Here is a 17,287-nt window from a genome sequence, read left to right on the forward strand (position 1 = left end):
CATCCATGCCAAGAAAAATAATCGGGGTCAGAACCCAATTAATTGAACCTAAGATTTGTTATTAAATTAATTGGGGACAGATTAAAATTCTGATTCGCTAAAGGTAGCACCACAGCTCAACCCCTTATTTTTCGGGCTTCTCTGTATTTTTTGGCTTGCTAAATGGCCTGCCCGGTTTGGTTTTAACCAAGCGTCTTTCGGTTTGCGTCTGTAAATCGGCCACAAAACGCGCGTCACCCAGCGCCCAACCACTGAGCGTGGCGTCGGTCAATGCACCCTGCTGGTCCGCACTGAGGCCTGTGCGCACCAATTCGGCGTATGCCGCTTCACGTGCAAACGGGGTATTGCCCAGCCCCCAATACAAGGCATGCGGCGTGACGAGCCTGTCGGTGCGATGCCCTGCGTAATGCCCGTAACTCGACCACGCGTAATCCTCAGGCTTCGTCACCATGTGTGCGCGCACAGGGTTCAGGTCGATGTAGGCCATGCACGCCAGCAAGTAGCGGTCGGTTTGAATGAGTGTGGAACGGTAGCGCCCTTCCCACAACGTGCCGGTGCGTGCGTGCACTTTGTTGAACACCTGCACATAGCTGCGGCCCACAGCCTGCATCATCTTGGGCAGGCCTTGGTCTTCTTGCGGTGTGAGCAACAAATGCAAGTGGTTGCCCATCAACACATAGGCGTGAATGTCGACCTTGTGTGTGCGGCTGTGCTCGAACAACAAATCGAGCATGCGCTGGTAATCCGCGGTGCTGCGAAAAATGTCTTGACGGTTATTACCCCGCAGGATGACATGGTGCGGGTAGCCGGTGACGGTGAGACGGGGTAGGCGGGCCATCTGCTGATGGTAATTCGAACCTGACCCCGATTAATTAAGTGCCGACTTTGAATCGTGTGTCGGCCAACTCTTGCAAGCCAAATTCTTCCAACAAAGCCGTCAAGCGCTCCGCCGCACTGCGCTTCTTCTGCCCCGTGTACTTGGCCAGGATGAGTTCGTTTTTCATGCTGTGCTCCCAGCCCACCAGCTCGGTGACGGTCACTTGGTAGCCCATGGCTTCTAGGTACAGACAGCGCAGCACGTTGGTGAGCTGACTGCCCATCTCGCGCGTGTGCAGCGGGTGACGCCACAGCTCGGCCAGCGGCGTGCGCTGCAAGTTGAGCGCTTTGTTTTTGTTGAGCGCGCGCGCCAGCTCGGCTTGGCAACAGGGCACGAGCACCATGTATTTGGCTTTCTTTTGCAGACCAAACGCAATCGCATCGTCGGTGGCGGTGTCACACGCGTGCAGCGCGGTGACCACATCAATCTGGTCGGGCAAGGCATCGCTGTGCGCAGACTCGGCCACGCTGAGGTTGAGAAACTTCATGCGCTCGAACCCCAAGCGCTGCGCAAGTGCTTTGGACGAATCGACCAACTCACTGCGCGTCTCAATCCCGTAAATACTGCCCTGCCCCAAAGCTTTGAAAAACAAGTCGTAAATGATGAAACCCAAATACGACTTGCCCGCGCCGTGATCAGCCAGCGTGGGGCCTTGCTCGCTGGCGGGCAGTTCTTTCAGCAGCTTTTCAATGAAATGAAACAGGTGATACACCTGCTTCAATTTGCGACGCGAATCTTGGTTGAGCTTGCCGTCGCGAGTGAGGATGTGCAGCTCTTTGAGCAGCTCGATGGATTGGCCGGGGCGCAGGTCGAGCTGAGAACTTGGGTCTTGGGGCTTGGCCGCAGCAGCGGGTTTGTGTTTGGACATGGCTCAATTGTGCAGTCGAGAAGCAATGCCCAACTTAGCCCACCCCTCATGCCCCAACTTATTCAACACCTCAATGTTGCGTTCAAAGATGAGCGACGCATCGGGATAGGCCTCCACCGCTTTGTCAAGGCTGGCTTCGCGCAACAGGTGCAGCGTGGGGTATGGCGTGCGGTTGGTGAAGTTCTCGATGTCGTCCACCTCCGTGCCGCCAAATTGGTAATGCGGGTGAAAGTCGGCCACTTGCAGCACGCCGTCTAGCTCTAAGTCCATCAGCACTTCGTCGCAGTCTTCAAGGAAATCGTTGAAGTCCAAAAAGTCGGGCAAGGCGTTGGGCGCAATCAGCAGCGTGGTGTCTAGTTTGTCTGGGTCGGCCTCGGTCAAGTGTTGCAGCTCTTCACGCAGCATGGCCAGCAGGTCGGCTGGCTCGGCAGATGCGCACACGCGGTAGCGCACCATGTCTTTGACAACCACCGCCTTGGCAAAGGGGCAAAGGTTGAGGCCCACCACGGCTTCTAGCAGCCACTTCTGCGTGTCTTCGATGGCGGTGCGCTCTTGCTCTGGGGTGAGAGCATTCGGCGTATCTGAGTCAGTCATGTTTTTCTTTCTTGTGTAACGCGCGGCCAATGAAGTGCGCCAACACAGCGCCCGCCAAACTGAGTGTGGCAGTCACCGTCCATGTCCACTGCCAACCGCCCGCGCTGGCTGCTACCCACGCTACCAAAGGCGGGCCAGCAAACTGGCCCAAGGCAGAAAGCTGCTGCATGTAGCCCACGGTGGTGGACACCGTGCCTTCGCTAGGGGCCAAACGCAAGGCGCATGAAAACAACGTGCCGGGAATCAAACCGCCCACGGCCGAGAACATCACCACGCACGCAAAGCGCAACGAGGTGGGCAAGCCTTCGCCCTGCCAGACGGCATACGCGCCGACAGCACCCAAAGCCATGCATGCAAAGCCGATAGACAGCAAACGCTGCGCAGGCCAGCCGCGTTGCAACAAACGGCCCGACATGATGTTGCCGCTCACATTGGCCAGCGCCACGCAAGCCGACAACACGCCCGCCGTGCCCGCAGCCAAACCCAGCTCGGCATAGACCGTGGGCAAAAAGCCCACCACAGCCAACCACTGCGAGGAATACACCGCAAACGTGAGTGCCACCAACCAAGGACCGGGGCTTTGGAGAGTGAGCGCCAACCGCTTGGGCCATGCATCGTTGGCGACGTTGTGTGTGGGTACGAGCGGCTGCACATCGGGCACGCACAACCACACAGCCACCCAAGCAAACGCGGCCACTGCACCGAGCAGCCACCACCAAGCAGACCAGTTCAAACCCGCAATGACCCAAGGCCCCAACAACAACGCCAGCGCACTGCCCGTGGGCATGTACGTGCCCCACCAGCCCATGCGGCCGCTGAGCTGCGATGCATCCACCGTGCGGCGAATGAGCGCAGGCGCAGGCATGACGACCAGCAAGAAGCCCAAACCCTCTAAAGCACGCAAGAACAACAAGCCGCTGGCATCGGCCACAAACCCACCGCTGATGCTGGCGAACGACAACAAGCCAAGCCCCACCAACATGCTGCGGCGCAGGCCCAAACTATCGGCACTCAGGCCCACGGCAAGGCCTAGTGTCATGCTGGCCACTTGCACCGCAGACAACAAGAAGCCGGCTTGTACCAAAGTGATATTCAGTGCGTCTTGCAGTACGGGCAAAGCAGGCGGCAGCTTGCCCACATGCAGCGCGGCGCATACACCTGCAAACACGATGACCCACGAGGGGTGGATGCCAAAGCGGGGGTGGCGCATATCAGGTTTGAGCGGTTGAAGTTAAGCCGTCAAGCGTGCGTGTTCACGCGTGGCAAAACGGTCGGTCATGCCAGACAGGTAGTCGGCCACGGCGCGCGGCACATCGCTGCGCTGGGCGTAGGCGGCTGGCATTTCTTGAGGCTTGGCCAAGTAAACAGCAAACAGCTCTTGAACCATCGCACGCGCACCATCGGTGGTTTGCATGACCTGCGGGTGACGGTACAAATTTCGGAACAAAAACGATTTGAGCGCTTTGGACTCTTCATACATCGCCGCGCTGAACTGCACCAGCGGCGGGCACTGGCGCGCCTCGTCTGCGCTGGCGGGTGCGTGCTGTTGCAGGGCTGCACGTGTGGCGTTGATGACGTCGTACACCTGGTCGCTCAACATGCGGCGAATGGTTTCGTACAACACGCGGCGGCCTTGAAGCTGCGGATACTCGGCCAAAGTTTGCGCGTGGTAGCGGGCAAACAGCGACACGTCTTGCATTTGTTCGAGCGTGAGCAAACCAGAGCGCACACCATCGTCAATGTCGTGCGCGTTGTAGGCAATGGCGTCGGCCAAGTTGCATAGCTGCGCTTCAAGGCTGGGCTGTGTGCCGTTCAAAAAACGCGCGGCAATGCCGTTGTGCTCTTGCGCGTTGATGAGTTCTGCGTTGCGGCGCGCGCAGTGTTTCAAGATGCCTTCACGCGTTTCGAAGCTCAGGTTCAGGCCGTTGAACGCGGGGTAGCGCTCTTCCAGCTCGTCCACCACACGCAGGCTTTGCAGGTTGTGCTCGAAGCCGCCGTAGGGGGCCATGCATTCGTTCAACGCATCTTGCCCCGCGTGACCGAAGGGGGTGTGGCCCAAGTCGTGCGCCAAGGCAACGGCTTCGACCAAATCCTCGTTCAGGTTCAACGCGCGGGCGATGGAGCGGCCCAGCTGTGCCACTTCCAACGAGTGGGTCATGCGCGTGCGAAACAAATCGCCTTCATGGTTCAAGAAGACTTGGGTTTTGTAGACCAAGCGTCTGAAGGCGGTGGAGTGAACGATGCGGTCGCGGTCGCGTTGGTGCGGGTTGCGAAAGCTGGGGGCGTGCGCGGGGGCTTCAGGCTCTTGGTATCTGCGGCCACGGGATAGTTCGGGTTGGCAGGCGTAGGGGGCGAGTGGGGTCATTGCTTTTGTTTTTTGTGCTCGCTGGCGGTATGGGGGATGTGCCGCTTCTTCATGCTGGTCCAGAAATCATCAGCGGCACATCCCCCACACCGCCAGACTGCGAACGGCGTTGATTCACTCGCCTAGCTTCGCCACTCTTATTTTTCACAGCAACCGTCGATCACTTGGGCCACTAAGGCATCGGGGGCGCCGCGGACAATGGCTGTGCCGGGCTTGTCGATGAGCACGAATTTGATTTCGCCTGCTTCTGCTTTTTTGTCCACGCGCATGTGGTGCAGGTAAACGTCCGCGCCAAGTTTGGGGCCGACGATGGGCAAGCCTGCACGTTCGATGAGGGCGGTGAAGCGTGACACAAAGGCCTCGTCCACCAAACCCAAACGTTGCGAGAGGTGCGAGGCCATGACCATGCCGCAGCCCACAGCTTCGCCGTGCAGCCATTCGCCAAAGCCTAAGCCCGCTTCAATGGCGTGGCCAAAGGTGTGGCCGAAGTTGAGGATGGCGCGGATGCCGCCTTCGCGTTCGTCTTGGCCCACCACCCATGCTTTGATTTCGCAACTGCGCTTGACGGCGTGCGCCAAGGCTTTGGGGTCACGCGCCAAGAGCGCGTCGAGGTTGGCGTCAATCCAATCCAGAAATTGCATGTCGGCGATGGGGCCGTATTTGATGACTTCGGCCAAGCCTGCGCTCATCTCGCGTTGGGGCAAGGTTTGCAAAGTGTCAAGGTCGCACACCACGCGTTGCGGTTGGTAGAACGCGCCAATCATGTTTTTGCCGATGGGGTGGTTGATGGCGGTTTTGCCGCCCACCGATGAATCGACCTGCGCCAGCAAGGTGGTGGGGACTTGCACAAAAGGCACGCCGCGCATGTAGCAAGCGGCGGCAAAGCCGGTCATGTCACCCACCACGCCGCCGCCCAGGGCGAACAGCACGGTTTTGCGGTCGGCACCTTTGCCCAACAGCTCATCAAAAATCAGGTTCAGCGTTTGCCAATCTTTGTGACTCTCTCCGTCGGGCAAGGCCACGGTGTGCACTTGCTTGTAAAGCGGCGCGAGCGCAGCTTGCAAGCGCTCGGCGTAAATGGGGCCCACGGTGTCGTTGGTGACGATGAGCGCTGCCGAGGCTTTGGGCAAATCGGCCCACGTGCTGGCGGCGTCGAGCAACTGCTCGCCAATCAAGATGCTGTAGCTGCGGTCGCCTAAGTCAATGGCAACGCGTTCAAGGTGTGAGGTGTTCGACATGGCTCAAATTCTGTGTGGGGGCGACACGCGTGGGCGATCAGCAGGCGCAGGGGGCGAGACAGGTTTGATGTGCCCAGCCAATTCAAGCTGCGCCACGATCATGTTGACCAAGCTGGCCACATTGGGGCGGCCTGTTTCAATGACATAGTGCGCGGTTTCGCGGTACAGCGGATCGCGCTTTTCCATCAACTCGCGCAAGCGCGCTTGCGGATCGGCCACTTGCAACAAGGGGCGGTTTTGGTCGTTGCGCAAACGGCGAAACACTTCTTCGGGGCTTGAACGCAAATAAAACACATGGCCGTGTTGGTGCAGCCGTTCACGGTTGATGGGGCGCAACACCGAGCCGCCGCCGGTGGACAACACGCCTTGGTGGTTTTGGCACAAATCAGCCAGCACTTCAGATTCGAGGTCGCGAAAGCGGTCTTCCCCTTCGCGTTCGAAATATTCGCGCACTGAGCAACCCAAGCGGTGCTCAATCGCGTGATCCGAATCAACAAAGGGGAGGTGAAGACGTCGCGCAAGTTGACGTCCAACAGTCGTTTTACCGGAACCCGGCAGACCCACCAAAACCAACAACATATGCTTTCTTAACGTGCAACGGCACTGTGATCGAGCATTTTAGGGGTTATGAAGACCAGCAACTCTTGCTTGGCTTGGACTTGGCGGCGGTTTTTGAACAAATAGCCCAACACAGGGATGTCACCTAAGAAAGGCACCTTGTACTCGTCCTCTTGTTCACTGGTCTCGTAAATGCCGCCAATCATGACCGTGCCGCCATTTTCCACCAGCACTTGGGTCTTGATGTGTTTGGTGTCAATGGCAAAACCAGCGGGGGTAATTTGGCCTACGTTGTCTTTGGAAATATCCAGATCGAGCACGATGCCGCCCTCGGGCGTGATTTGCGGCGTGACCTCCAACTTGAGGTTGGCTTTGCGAAACGCCAAGGTCGATGCCCCGCTGGCCGCCGCCACTTGGTAGGGCAACTCGGTCCCTTGCTCGATCACGGCTTTGGCTTGGTCTGCGGTGACCACGCGCGGGCTAGAGACCACCTTGCCTTTGCCATCGGCCTCTAGCGCAGACAGTTCTAAGTTGAGAAAACGGTTTTTGGCCGAGTTGAAGATGGACACTGCAAAACTGGCCGAAGCAAAACCATTCAGGCCAGCTGCAGGCAGGTTGACGAACTGACCCGAGGTGTCGAGTGCTTTGTCGGCGATGTTGAAACTGGTGGCCTGTTGCGCCGTGGGGTTGGCATTGGCTATCACATTGGTGTTGGTGGGGCCCCACACGCTTTGCGCACCGCCCTGCCCCATGCCGCCCAAACGCACGCCTAGGGTTTGTCCAAAGGTGTCGCTGGCTTGCACGATGCGCGCTTCGATCATCACTTGGCGCAGGGGAATGTCTATCTTGGCAATCATCTGCACCACTTGATCGATGCGCTCAGCGATGTCGGTCACAAACAATTGGTTGGTACGCGGTTCAGCCATGGCACTGCCGCGGGTGCTGAGGATGCGAGAGCCGCCGCCCATGGATGACACACTGAAGGGTAAGGCACTTGCGGGCGGCGGGTAGCCTAGCCCAGCGCCACCTAAACCACCATACCCGCCCATGGCGGGTACAGCGGGCAACACTGTGCCGCCTTGAATTTGCGTGAGCACATCCACCGCCTTGGCATAGTTGAGCGCAAAACCACGTGTTTGCATGGGCTCTAAGTTTTGCGCTGCAAGCTTGCTTTCGTATTCCAACTTTTCGCGTGCAGCCACTTCGGCACGCGGGGCCACCCAAATAACGTTGCCTTGCTTACGCACGCTCAAACCCTTGGCCTGCGCCATGATATCGAGCACTTGATCCCATGGCACTTTGTGCAGTTTGAGCGTAAGCGCGCCCGTCACACTGTCTGACGTGATGATGTTCAGGCCCGTGAAATCCGCCACGATTTGCAAAGCTGTGCGCACCTCGATGTTTTGAAAATTCATAGACATGGGTGCGCCGGCATGCGCTGGTTTGGCTTCTTGGCTGTATGAGGGCAAGACCTGCACACACAGCAACCACGCCCAACCGCACCGCACCGCCACACGCATTGACCAAGACAGACGAATCATGGCGCGACCTCATGCAAGGGCCAACGCACCTCACGGGTTTGCCATTCGCCGGTTGGCGTCAAGACCAACTCTTGGGCCACCAACTGGTCTGATTGAACCGCCAACACTTTGCCAAAGTTTTGGCCTAAGTGGCGGCCCACGCGAACACGGTGCACGCGCATCATTGAGATGTCATTTTTTTCACCTGCGGGTGGGAGCACTTTCACCAAGGCTTCTAGATCAGCACCTGATGCGATTTGCCCCACATACTGCAAACGTTCACGTGGAAATGTCTCTAACAAATCTCGTGGGCGCAAAAGCTCTGGCGCAACCAAGCGCGCATAACTGGGGTGCTGCTCGGCGTGGGCACGCTGCGCATTGGACCAGCCTGTGGTGCTGAATGGGTCCACAGATGCAGCGCTTTCAGAATTGACGCTCGACAATTCAAATGCAGCATCCAGGGCGGTCGATTGCGGCGCCATCGCCAACACTTGCGCAGAAATGCCACCATGCGGGTCGGCCTTGAGCTCAAGCGACGAAACCGTCACACCTGGCGCAGCGGTGGGCCACTGTGCCAACCAATCGAGCCACCCATCCCACGAACCTTGCACCGTCAACCGCACGGGCAACTGCTGCATGTGCAGCGCATGCAACGTCGGACTTTGTTGGGGCGTCTCCAAGCTAACTTGGGAAAATTGCAAACCTTGCAGCCGAGCCAACTCGGCAAGTGCCGCGGCATCGGCAAACGAGGTGTCCGGCTGACTTTGCACTTGCAGCGCGTGGCGCGCCTCTTGCTCGGTCAGCAGTTGGGCTTGTGCGTCATTGGCGTCATCCCAAGCCTGCCAACTCTGCAGCCACCAAGGACTGAGTGCCAGCATCCCCACGACACCTGCGCTCACAAAAAGCGCATATTGAATGGTACGAGGCCAACACCAAGGTTGACGCCAATCCAGCTGTGGCAGCGACATGTTCAACGGCTTCATCATGTTCCCACTTTCAAGTCAGCTTCGATGCGAAATTGCCAAACAGGCAAGCCCGTGGTGGACAAAGAAGGCATCACTTGCAGCTGCGGCAGCTCGGGCGCTTGAGCCCAAATGTCGAGCGCCTTGAGCTGTTTGACCAACTGCTGTGCATGGCTAGACGACAAAGCTTCGCCTTGCACTGTCCAACGTGTGCCTTGCTGCTTGACACTGGCCACCCACACGCCTTGGGCGGCTTGACTCAGTACGCGGCTCCATTTCAGGTTTTGTGACTGCACGTCTTCGCGCGCTTTAAGCCATTGGGCCTGGGCGACGCGGCGCTCTTGCAACGCTTTGGCTTGCGCATGTGCTTTTTTCGCATCCTCCAACGCACGTGCCATCGCCACAGCATCCCCCATCGGATGATGTTTGGTTTCAGCGGCAGAGGCCATCACCATGGCAAAGCCAGCTGCCAAAAACGCCCCGCCCATGGCGCACACGGCAACGGCTAACAACCAGGCACGGCGCAAGGTATGTTGCGTGTTCTGACGGTAGGGCAAGAAATTAGTCCCTTCGTCATGCCAAGCGCGCAAAGCCAAACCAAAAGCCTCGTCACACTGCAACGCCAAAGCAGCACTGGCCTGGGGCAAGGTGGCAAAAATATAGCTGATGGCTGTGCGACGCGCAGCGTCGTGGCGAGGCTCGACCACCACAGCTTTCAGACCGGCACGTTGGGCCACACGCTGCAACACATCGACACGTGAACGTGGCACAGCCTGCACCAAGTAGCGCCGTTCACCCGCAGAGGCAGACCCCAGGTCCACGGTGTAATCAATGCACACCTCGGCGACAGACTCTGGCAACAAAGATTGCACCTCGGCTTGCAACTGAAACGCCACATCGTCTGGCGATAAGTTCGCAGCCAATGTGACGAGGTGGTTCGACACACACGCGCTATCTAGCCCGATGTAGGCCGCATCGGGCTGGTAATCGCCCGCCTGCAAATAAGTCTGCAGCCATTGACCCAACGCCGCGGAATCCAGTACCTCGCCATGCGACACCAAACCCTCAGGCAAGTTCAACCGTTCGGCACAGCAGACGCTGTCGGGTTGTAAGGGCGAGCCGGTCAGCACCAGCAAGCTACAAAATTCAGGCCCCACATCCAACCCCACCACACACAAGCGGCGTTGGCGTGAGCGAAGCAACCAAGACGACCAGCGCATGACACATCCTTTGAATCGGGCGGCAATGCTTGGCATTTCAACGCGTTGACAAGCGACTGCGGAGGTGTTTGACTCGGGACTTTTGTGATGAAAGCATGGTTTTTATAATCCTTCCCACTTATGGCGAAAAACCACACCCCCGAAGGTTCGAAAGAACACGCCGCTGCCTCAGCAGCCCCTCGCTCTTTGGCGAGCCAACTCTTGCTATGGGCCTTCGGCATTGCCGCTGCCATCATGCTTGTGGTGGGCTTGTTGGTCGGCGTTGCGCTGGCCATGGCCTACCCGCAGCTGCCCGACATTTCAGACTTGGCCGATTACCGGCCCAAGCTCTCAATGCGTGTGTATTCGGTAGAAGGCACGCAAATTGGTGAGTTCGGCGAAGAACGCCGCAACCTAACCCCGTTCAAAGACATCCCCAAAGTGATGAAAGACGCGGTGCTGGCCATTGAAGACGCGCGCTTTTACCAACACGGCGGTGTGGACTACATCGGCCTGCTGCGCGCCAGCTTGGCCAACTTAGGCCGTGCCAAGAGCCAAGGGGCTTCGACCATCACCATGCAGGTGGCGCGTAACGTTTACTTGTCGTCAGAGAAAACTTTCACGCGCAAGATTTATGAAATCTTGCTGACCAGCAAGCTGGAGCACATGCTCAGCAAAGACCAGATTTTTGAAATCTATCTGAACCAAATTTATTTGGGCAACCGTGCCTACGGTTTTGCCGCTGCGTCTGAGGCCTACTTTGGCAAACCGTTGAAAAACATCAGCATTGCCGAAGCGGCCATGTTGGCCGGCCTGCCCAAAGCACCATCGGCCTACAACCCGATTGCCAACCCCAAGCGCGCGCGTGCTCGCCAGCTCTACATCATTGAGCGCATGGAAGAAAACGGCTTCATCACCAAAGAGCAAGCCGTCGCCGCCAAGCAAGAAGAGTTGAAGATTCGCACCGCGATGAGCAGCCTCAACACCCACGCTGACTATGTGGCGGAGATGGCTCGCCAACTGATGTTTGCGCAATACGGCCCTGAGATTTACACGCGCGGCTTGAATGTGTACACCACCATCCGCGCCAGCGACCAACAAGCGGCCTACTTTGCACTGCGTCGCGGCATCATGGACTTTGAACGCCGCCAACACTACCGCGGCCCTGAGCGCTTCATCAACTTGCCAGAAAAAGCGGCAGAGCTGGAAGACGCGATTGACGACGCCTTGATTGAGCAAGGCGACAAAGGCGACTTGCTGGCCGCCGTGGTGCTGGACGCCACGCCTAAAAAAGTCCGCGTGATGCGCCAAAACAGCGAAGTGCTGGAAATCACAGGTGACGGTTTACAGCCTGTGCAATCAGGCTTGTCTGACAAAGCAGCGCCCAACATCAAGCTGCGCCCAGGCGCGCTGGTGCGCATCACCAAGACCGCTAAAGGCGGCTGGGAAATCACCCAACTGCCCGAAGTCGAAGGTGGGTTTGTGTCCATCGACCCACGTGACGGCGCGATTCACGCACTGGTGGGCGGCTTTGACTTCAACAAAAACAAGTTCAACCACGTGACCCAAGCTTGGCGTCAGCCTGGCTCGAGTTTCAAACCGTTCATTTACTCTGCCGCACTGGAAAAAGGCTTCACGCCCATGACAGTGGTGAACGACGCCCCGCTGTTCTTCGACGCCAGCGTCACCGGCGGCCAACCGTGGGAACCCAAAAACTACGACGGCACCTTTGAAGGCCCGATGACTTTACGCAAGGGCTTGGCGAAATCGAAAAACATGATTTCGATTCGCGTGCTGCAAGCGGTTGGCGCACAAAACGCGCAAGACTGGATTGCCCAGTTTGGCTTTGATGCAGAAAAACACCCGCCTTACCTGACCATGGCGCTGGGCGCTGGCTCGGTCACCCCCATGCAAATGGCGGCGGGTTATTCGGTGTTTGCCAACGGCGGCTACCGCGTGAACCCCTACCTCATCACCAAGGTGACGGACCAAATGGGCAAGACCTTGTCTGAGTTCACACCAACGCCTTTGGATGAATCGGCCCGCGCCATTGATGCACGCAACGCGTTTGTGATGACCAGCCTGCTGCAAGAGGTCACCCGCTCGGGCACAGCGGCACGCGCACAGGCCACCTTGAAGCGCAACGACATCTACGGCAAAACCGGCACCACCAACGATTCGATGGATGCTTGGTTTGCGGGCTATCACCCCACACTCACCGCAGTGACGTGGATTGGCTACGACACGCCACGCAAGTTGGGTGACCGCGAAACCGGCGGTGGTTTGAGCTTGCCCGTGTGGATCAGCTACATGCAACACGCTTTGCAAAACGTTCCGATTGCAGAACCAACGCCCCCCGCAGGCTTGAGCCACGAAAGCGGCGATTGGGCCTATGCCGAGTTCAGCAAAGGCGGCGGCGTGAGCAGCCTTGGCATGGACAGCCGCTCAGGCAACAGCAGCGAACAGCTGCCAGCGAACGACGAGAAGAAAAAGATTCTCGATTTGTTCAAGAACTAAAAAAGGGCGCTGATAGCGCCCTTTTTTCTTTGTCGAACGGTAACGTTACGCCTGAAAGGTGAGCGCCAAACCAGTTTGGGTGCTGGCGTCTTTGCTGAGGCGTTCAAAGAATTCGCCTTGGCCTTTGGTATCCGCCCAGTGCTGACCATCAAACTTAAAGTGATACCCACCTGAGCGCGCCGCCAACCACACCTCGTGCAGGGGCTTTTGCAGGTTGATGATGATTTGGCTTTTGTTCTCAAACGTCAGCGTGATCATGCCGCCCACGCGCTGATTGTCGATATCAGCATCGCCGTCATCGTTGATGCGGTCGCAGGCCAATTCAACGGCTTTGAGCAGAAGTTCTGCGCGGTCTAAGAATTCGAGATCGGTCATTACAATTTGCGCCATGGGTATTGAACAAAAGATTCTAGTCACGGGCGCAAGCCTTCGTGCGTGTGTGGCCTCTGCGTTGTGCGCGGTAGCCGCGCTGACGGCCTGCGGACAAAAAGGCAATTTATACATGCCGAGTGATCCTGAGTTCCAACAGCGCGCCAAGCTGCCTGACATTGTGCGTCGGCAATTGCCAGGCAACACCACAGCCCCAGCACCCGCTGCCACCTCACCTGCCAGCGCAGCGTCTGCTGCAACTGGCCGTTAATTTTTCAAGAGCCGTCTGATGACACACACCACGCTTGCCGGTGCGCCTTTTGTGGCCACACAGAACAACGATTTGTATTTGGAAGGCGTCAAACTCGCTGACCTCGCGCACGCACACGGCACACCCTTGTTTGTGTACTCCAAAGCCGCCATGCTGAGCGCCCTCGCAGCCTACCAACGTGGCTTTACAGGCCGCAATGCCCGCATTTGCTACGCCATGAAAGCCAACTCCTCTTTGGCCGTGTTGCAAGTGTTTGCACAAGCGGGCTGCGGCTTTGACATCGTGTCAGGCGGCGAGCTGGACCGTGTCATCGCCGCTGGCGGTGATGCGTCTAAAGTCATCTTCTCGGGCGTGGGCAAAACACGCGCCGAAATGCGCAAAGCTTTGGACGCAGGCATTGCCTGCTTTAACGTGGAGAGTGAAGCCGAGTTGGAAGTACTCAGCGACGTGGCGCAAAGCATGGGCAAGCGAGCGCCCATCAGCATTCGCGTCAACCCCAACGTCGATGCCAAAACCCACCCCTACATTTCAACGGGACTCAAAGGGAACAAATTTGGCGTGGCCCACGAACGCGCCTTGGCCACTTACCAGCGCGCAGCCAGCCTGCCCGGCTTGCAAGTGACGGGTATTGATTGCCACATCGGTTCGCAAATCACCGAGTCCACGCCTTACCTGGATGCGATGGACCGCGTGCTGGACCTCGTGCAAGCCATTGAAGCCGCAGGCATTGCCATTCACCACATCGACTTTGGCGGCGGCCTTGGCATCAACTACAACGGCGACACGCCACCTGCGGCAGATGAGCTGTGGACGCAACTGTTGGCCAAGCTCGACGCACGCGGCTACGGCCAGCGCCAGCTGATGATTGAACCCGGTCGCTCGCTCGTGGGCAATGCAGGTGTGTGTTTGACCGAGGTGTTGTATCTGAAGCCCGGCGAGCAAAAGAACTTTTGCATCGTTGACGCCGCAATGAACGACCTGCCCCGCCCTGCCATGTACGAAGCCTTCCACCAAATCGTGCCGGTGTCTGCGCGTGTGGGTGAAGCTGTGATGTACGACGTGGTCGGCCCCGTTTGCGAAAGCGGTGATTGGCTGGGTCGTGACCGTCAACTGGCCGTGCAGTCGGGCGACTTGCTGGCGGTGCTGTCAACCGGCGCGTATTGCGTGGCGATGTCTAGCAACTACAACACGCGTGGGCGTGCGGCTGAGATTTTGGTGGACGGTGACAAGGCGCATGTCATTCGTCGCCGTGAGACTGTGGCTGATCAGATGGCTTGTGAGTCGTTGGTTCGTTAAGTTTTTGACTGCTCGCGCGAATCTGTTCGTAAACTTGAATCCAATGTGGCTACGGGTGTGCGGCCCCTGACGATTTCTGGTACTCCAGCATGAGGAAGGGGCCGCACCCCCGTAGTCACCTCAGCGAGTGAAACCAACCGAGCGCGACAACTGACGCCACATAGAAGAGTGGACAACTCGCCAAGCAAGCAACACAAACAACACCAAGGCATACACAAACACCTCAGCAAAGTTGTTCTTCCCCGCCCGCATCCAAAAGAAGTGCAACACCGCCAGCATTGCCACCCCATACACCAGGCGGTGCAACCACTGCCAACGCTTCGCACCTAGCCACCGAATCGCGCGGTTGAAAGAGGTCAACGCCAACGGCGTGAGCAACAAAAATGCACTGAATCCCACCAAGATAAAAGGGCGCTTGGCAATATCGTCAGCAATATCACCCCATTCAAACCCCATATCCAGCCAGCTGTAGCACAGCAAATGCAGCACCACATAAAAGTAGGTGAACAAGCCGAACATGCGCCGCAGTTTGGCCAGCTCGGGCACACCCAACATCACTCGCAGGGGGGTCACGGCCAGCGTCACGCATAGCAGGCGTAACGTCCAGTCGCCCGTGGCGCGAATCACATACTCAGCTGGGTTGGCACCCAAAGCGTCGTTGGCAGCGCCCCACACCAGCCACACGAACGGCAAGCTGCACAGCAGCCACAAGACGGGCTTGGCACTGCGGTGCTTCAAAGCATGGCGCAAAGCAACGATCACGTCAGTACAGCTTTTTCAAATCCATGCCTGCGTAGAGCTGACCCACTTGGGCTTCATAGCCGTTGAACATCAAGGTCTTGCGCTTTTTGGCAAACAAGCCATCTTCGCCAATGCGGCGCTCGCTGGCTTGGCTCCACCGGGGGTGGTCCACATTCGGGTTCACGTTGGAATAGAAACCGTATTCTTGCGGCGCTGAACGGCCCCAGGAGTTGACGGGCTGCTTCTCCACAAAACGGATTTTCACTAAGCTCTTGGCGCTCTTGAAACCGTATTTCCAAGGCACCACCAAGCGCACAGGCGCGCCGTTTTGATTGGGCAGCACTTCGCCGTACATGCCAAAGCTCAGCAGCGTGAGCGGATGCATGGCCTCGTCCAGGCGCAGGCCTTCCACATAGGGCCAATCGAGCACGCGCGAGCGCACGCCGGGCATGGTTTTGGGATCAGCTTGGGTGATGAACTCCACATACTTGGCGCTGCCCAAAGGTTCCACACGTTTGATGAGTTCGGCCAGCGAATAACCCACCCACGGCACCACCATCGACCAGCCTTCCACGCAACGCAAGCGGTAAATGCGCTCTTCCATGGGGCTGAGTTTGAGCAAGGCGTCTAGGTCGAAACGACCCGGCTTTTTGACAAGCCCTTCAATTTCGACCGTCCAGGGCTTGGTCTGCAAGGTGTGCGCGTATTTGGCGGGGTCTGCTTTGTCGGTGCCGAATTCGTAAAAGTTGTTGTAGCTGCTGGCATCGGCGTACGGCGTCGCTTTCTCCATCGTGTTGGCGCCGCTCACGCGACTCACGGCCCCCGTCAAGGGCGCTAATTTTCCAGGGCGTGCGATGGCTTCGCTCGGCGTTTGCGCCAAGGCATCGCGGGACGCCCAAGCTGCCAAAGACACGCCAGCAGCACCCGCCGCTACCTGCCTCAACCAATCGCGGCGTTGCACATACACCTGCTGTGGCGTGATTTCACTGCCCAAAAGATGCATAAAACCAGAATCACTGGCGCGGTTAAATAGATGGCGATGCATGCGGGGCTCTCTTTCCAGATGTGGGCTCACATTGTGAATCGAAGCTTGTTTTCATGCTCAGCACCTTCGACAAAGGCTTTTCTGCGGGGCATAAAAAAAGCTGGCTCAAGGCCAGCTTTTTTGGGAAGCGATGAGACGCTCAGATCAACGCAAACCAGCGATGTAGTCAGACACCGCTTTGATTTCGCGGTCGTTCATCTTGGCAGCAACGCCTGTCATTTGGGCGCTGTTCTTACGCACGCCATCGCGGAAGGCGACCAACTGCGCCACCGCATAGTCGGCGTGTTGGCCTGACAAACGTGGGTATTGCGAAGGAATACCAGCGCCAGTGGGCGTATGGCAACCGGCACAAGCAGCGATTTGACGGTCGGCAATGCCACCGCGGTAGATGCGCTCACCCAACACCACCAAGTCTTTTTCTTTGGCGAAGTTAGGCTTAGATTCTTTCGAGCCCACCCAAGCGGACACGTTTTTCATGTCAGCGTCAGACAAACCTGCAGCCATGCCACTCATGATGGCGTTGGCGCGTTTACCAGATTTGAATTCTTGCAATTGCTTGACCAAATAGTCAGGGTGTTGCTGCGCCAACTTGGGGTAAGCAGGCGAACCGGAGTTGCCGTCTGCACCGTGGCAAGACGCGCAAATCGCGGTGTAAGTGGCTTCACCTTTGGCCAAATCGGCTTTGGCAGCAGGGGCTGCTGGCTCGGCGGCATTGGAAAGGGCGGGGGCTACCAAGGCGGCAGCAATCAGCAAAGAGGCAATCAGCTTCATAAGTGTTCTTTGGTTAATGGGTCTCAAAGACGTCGAAAAACTGCGGTGATTCTACAATGCCGTATGAACCAGCCAGACCCACACGACACACCCGCC

Annotated in this window: 17 protein-coding genes; 3 read left to right on the top strand and 14 right to left on the bottom strand. The window is 57.8% G+C overall.

What is annotated here, in order from left to right; all coding sequences use genetic code 11:
• Nucleotides 1-124: 124 nt before the first annotated feature.
• The 10 genes from B9Z44_RS05190 to pilM all read right to left on the bottom strand — a co-directional run bounded on the left by B9Z44_RS05190 (nt 125) and on the right by pilM (nt 10,202).
• Nucleotides 125-838, bottom strand: coding sequence for a transposase (locus B9Z44_RS05190; protein ID WP_108358347.1), 714 nt, complete (start codon nt 836-838; stop codon nt 125-127).
• A 34-nt stretch (nt 839-872) separates the two neighbouring features.
• Nucleotides 873-1,745 (bottom strand): class I SAM-dependent methyltransferase, encoded by an 873-nt coding sequence (locus B9Z44_RS05195; RefSeq protein WP_108401862.1) that lies wholly within the window; start codon nt 1,743-1,745, stop codon nt 873-875.
• A 3-nt stretch (nt 1,746-1,748) separates the two neighbouring features.
• Nucleotides 1,749-2,339: a DUF1415 domain-containing protein gene (locus tag B9Z44_RS05200; RefSeq protein ID WP_108358349.1), complete on the bottom strand. Its 591-nt coding sequence runs from the start codon at nt 2,337-2,339 to the stop codon at nt 1,749-1,751.
• Nucleotides 2,332-3,549, bottom strand: a complete 1,218-nt coding sequence (locus B9Z44_RS05205) for an MFS transporter (RefSeq protein ID WP_108358350.1) — start codon at nt 3,547-3,549, stop codon at nt 2,332-2,334. The genes B9Z44_RS05200 and B9Z44_RS05205 overlap by 8 nt, the downstream gene beginning before the upstream one ends.
• Nucleotides 3,550-3,570: 21 nt before the next feature.
• Nucleotides 3,571-4,704 (bottom strand): deoxyguanosinetriphosphate triphosphohydrolase, encoded by a 1,134-nt coding sequence (locus B9Z44_RS05210; protein WP_108401863.1) that lies wholly within the window; start codon nt 4,702-4,704, stop codon nt 3,571-3,573.
• Nucleotides 4,705-4,841: 137 nt separating this feature from the next.
• Nucleotides 4,842-5,942: a 3-dehydroquinate synthase gene (gene aroB, locus B9Z44_RS05215; protein WP_108401864.1), complete on the bottom strand. Its 1,101-nt coding sequence runs from the start codon at nt 5,940-5,942 to the stop codon at nt 4,842-4,844.
• A gap of 3 nt (nt 5,943-5,945) precedes the next feature.
• Nucleotides 5,946-6,521, bottom strand: coding sequence for a shikimate kinase (locus tag B9Z44_RS15335; RefSeq protein WP_108358353.1), 576 nt, complete (start codon nt 6,519-6,521; stop codon nt 5,946-5,948).
• A gap of 8 nt (nt 6,522-6,529) precedes the next feature.
• Complete coding sequence (locus B9Z44_RS05225) at nt 6,530-8,041, bottom strand: type IV pilus secretin PilQ (RefSeq protein WP_108401865.1); 1,512 nt, start codon at nt 8,039-8,041, stop codon at nt 6,530-6,532.
• Complete coding sequence (locus tag B9Z44_RS05230) at nt 8,038-9,006, bottom strand: pilus assembly protein PilP (protein WP_108358355.1); 969 nt, start codon at nt 9,004-9,006, stop codon at nt 8,038-8,040. The genes B9Z44_RS05225 and B9Z44_RS05230 overlap by 4 nt, the downstream gene beginning before the upstream one ends.
• A complete protein-coding gene (gene pilM, locus B9Z44_RS05235; RefSeq protein ID WP_170108472.1) occupies nt 9,003-10,202 on the bottom strand; it encodes a pilus assembly protein PilM in 1,200 nt (399 codons plus the stop codon). Before pilM ends, B9Z44_RS05230 begins: the two co-directional genes overlap by 4 nt.
• 120 nt (nt 10,203-10,322) lie before the next feature.
• On the opposite strand from pilM, the gene B9Z44_RS05240 reads away from it, so the two are divergent.
• Nucleotides 10,323-12,698 (top strand): penicillin-binding protein 1A, encoded by a 2,376-nt coding sequence (locus B9Z44_RS05240; RefSeq protein ID WP_108401867.1) that lies wholly within the window; start codon nt 10,323-10,325, stop codon nt 12,696-12,698.
• Between the two features lie 45 nt (nt 12,699-12,743).
• Here the strand turns inward: B9Z44_RS05240 and cyaY are convergent, their stop codons facing one another.
• Complete coding sequence (gene cyaY / locus B9Z44_RS05245; protein WP_108358503.1) at nt 12,744-13,073, bottom strand: iron donor protein CyaY; 330 nt, start codon at nt 13,071-13,073, stop codon at nt 12,744-12,746.
• A gap of 13 nt (nt 13,074-13,086) precedes the next feature.
• Between cyaY and lptM the strand changes: the two genes are divergently transcribed.
• Both lptM and lysA read left to right on the top strand, forming a co-directional pair.
• Entirely contained in the window at nt 13,087-13,338 is a 252-nt protein-coding gene (gene lptM, locus B9Z44_RS05250) for an LPS translocon maturation chaperone LptM (protein ID WP_108401868.1), read from the top strand.
• A gap of 18 nt (nt 13,339-13,356) precedes the next feature.
• The gene (gene lysA, locus B9Z44_RS05255) at nt 13,357-14,634 is read left to right on the top strand and encodes a diaminopimelate decarboxylase (protein WP_108401869.1); all 1,278 of its coding nucleotides are present in this window, start codon (nt 13,357-13,359) and stop codon (nt 14,632-14,634) included.
• A 120-nt stretch (nt 14,635-14,754) separates the two neighbouring features.
• Here the strand turns inward: lysA and B9Z44_RS05260 are convergent, their stop codons facing one another.
• From B9Z44_RS05260 to B9Z44_RS05270, 3 genes are all read right to left on the bottom strand, one after another.
• Nucleotides 14,755-15,393, bottom strand: a complete 639-nt coding sequence (locus tag B9Z44_RS05260) for a protein-methionine-sulfoxide reductase heme-binding subunit MsrQ (RefSeq protein WP_233246845.1) — start codon at nt 15,391-15,393, stop codon at nt 14,755-14,757.
• A gap of 4 nt (nt 15,394-15,397) precedes the next feature.
• Complete coding sequence (gene msrP, locus B9Z44_RS05265; RefSeq protein ID WP_108358360.1) at nt 15,398-16,420, bottom strand: protein-methionine-sulfoxide reductase catalytic subunit MsrP; 1,023 nt, start codon at nt 16,418-16,420, stop codon at nt 15,398-15,400.
• Nucleotides 16,421-16,564: 144 nt separating this feature from the next.
• Nucleotides 16,565-17,191, bottom strand: coding sequence for a c-type cytochrome (locus tag B9Z44_RS05270; RefSeq protein ID WP_108358361.1), 627 nt, complete (start codon nt 17,189-17,191; stop codon nt 16,565-16,567).
• Nucleotides 17,192-17,287: the final 96 nt, after the last annotated feature.

This window comes from Limnohabitans curvus, from assembly GCF_003063475.1.
GTDB lineage: Bacteria > Pseudomonadota > Gammaproteobacteria > Burkholderiales > Burkholderiaceae_C > Limnohabitans > Limnohabitans curvus.

Coding starts and splice junctions, on each gene's coding strand:
- B9Z44_RS05190 (WP_108358347.1), bottom strand. CDS start 838: ATGGCCCGCCTACCCCGTCTCACCGTCACCGGCTACCCGCACCATGTC.
- B9Z44_RS05195 (WP_108401862.1), bottom strand. CDS start 1,745: ATGTCCAAACACAAACCCGCTGCTGCGGCCAAGCCCCAAGACCCAAGT.
- B9Z44_RS05200 (WP_108358349.1), bottom strand. CDS start 2,339: ATGACTGACTCAGATACGCCGAATGCTCTCACCCCAGAGCAAGAGCGC.
- B9Z44_RS05205 (WP_108358350.1), bottom strand. CDS start 3,549: ATGCGCCACCCCCGCTTTGGCATCCACCCCTCGTGGGTCATCGTGTTT.
- B9Z44_RS05210 (WP_108401863.1), bottom strand. CDS start 4,704: ATGACCCCACTCGCCCCCTACGCCTGCCAACCCGAACTATCCCGTGGC.
- aroB (WP_108401864.1), bottom strand. CDS start 5,942: ATGTCGAACACCTCACACCTTGAACGCGTTGCCATTGACTTAGGCGAC.
- B9Z44_RS15335 (WP_108358353.1), bottom strand. CDS start 6,521: ATGTTGTTGGTTTTGGTGGGTCTGCCGGGTTCCGGTAAAACGACTGTT.
- B9Z44_RS05225 (WP_108401865.1), bottom strand. CDS start 8,041: ATGATTCGTCTGTCTTGGTCAATGCGTGTGGCGGTGCGGTGCGGTTGG.
- B9Z44_RS05230 (WP_108358355.1), bottom strand. CDS start 9,006: ATGATGAAGCCGTTGAACATGTCGCTGCCACAGCTGGATTGGCGTCAA.
- pilM (WP_170108472.1), bottom strand. CDS start 10,202: ATGCGCTGGTCGTCTTGGTTGCTTCGCTCACGCCAACGCCGCTTGTGT.
- B9Z44_RS05240 (WP_108401867.1), top strand. CDS start 10,323: ATGGCGAAAAACCACACCCCCGAAGGTTCGAAAGAACACGCCGCTGCC.
- cyaY (WP_108358503.1), bottom strand. CDS start 13,073: ATGACCGATCTCGAATTCTTAGACCGCGCAGAACTTCTGCTCAAAGCC.
- lptM (WP_108401868.1), top strand. CDS start 13,087: ATGGGTATTGAACAAAAGATTCTAGTCACGGGCGCAAGCCTTCGTGCG.
- lysA (WP_108401869.1), top strand. CDS start 13,357: ATGACACACACCACGCTTGCCGGTGCGCCTTTTGTGGCCACACAGAAC.
- msrP (WP_108358360.1), bottom strand. CDS start 16,420: ATGCATCGCCATCTATTTAACCGCGCCAGTGATTCTGGTTTTATGCAT.
- B9Z44_RS05270 (WP_108358361.1), bottom strand. CDS start 17,191: ATGAAGCTGATTGCCTCTTTGCTGATTGCTGCCGCCTTGGTAGCCCCC.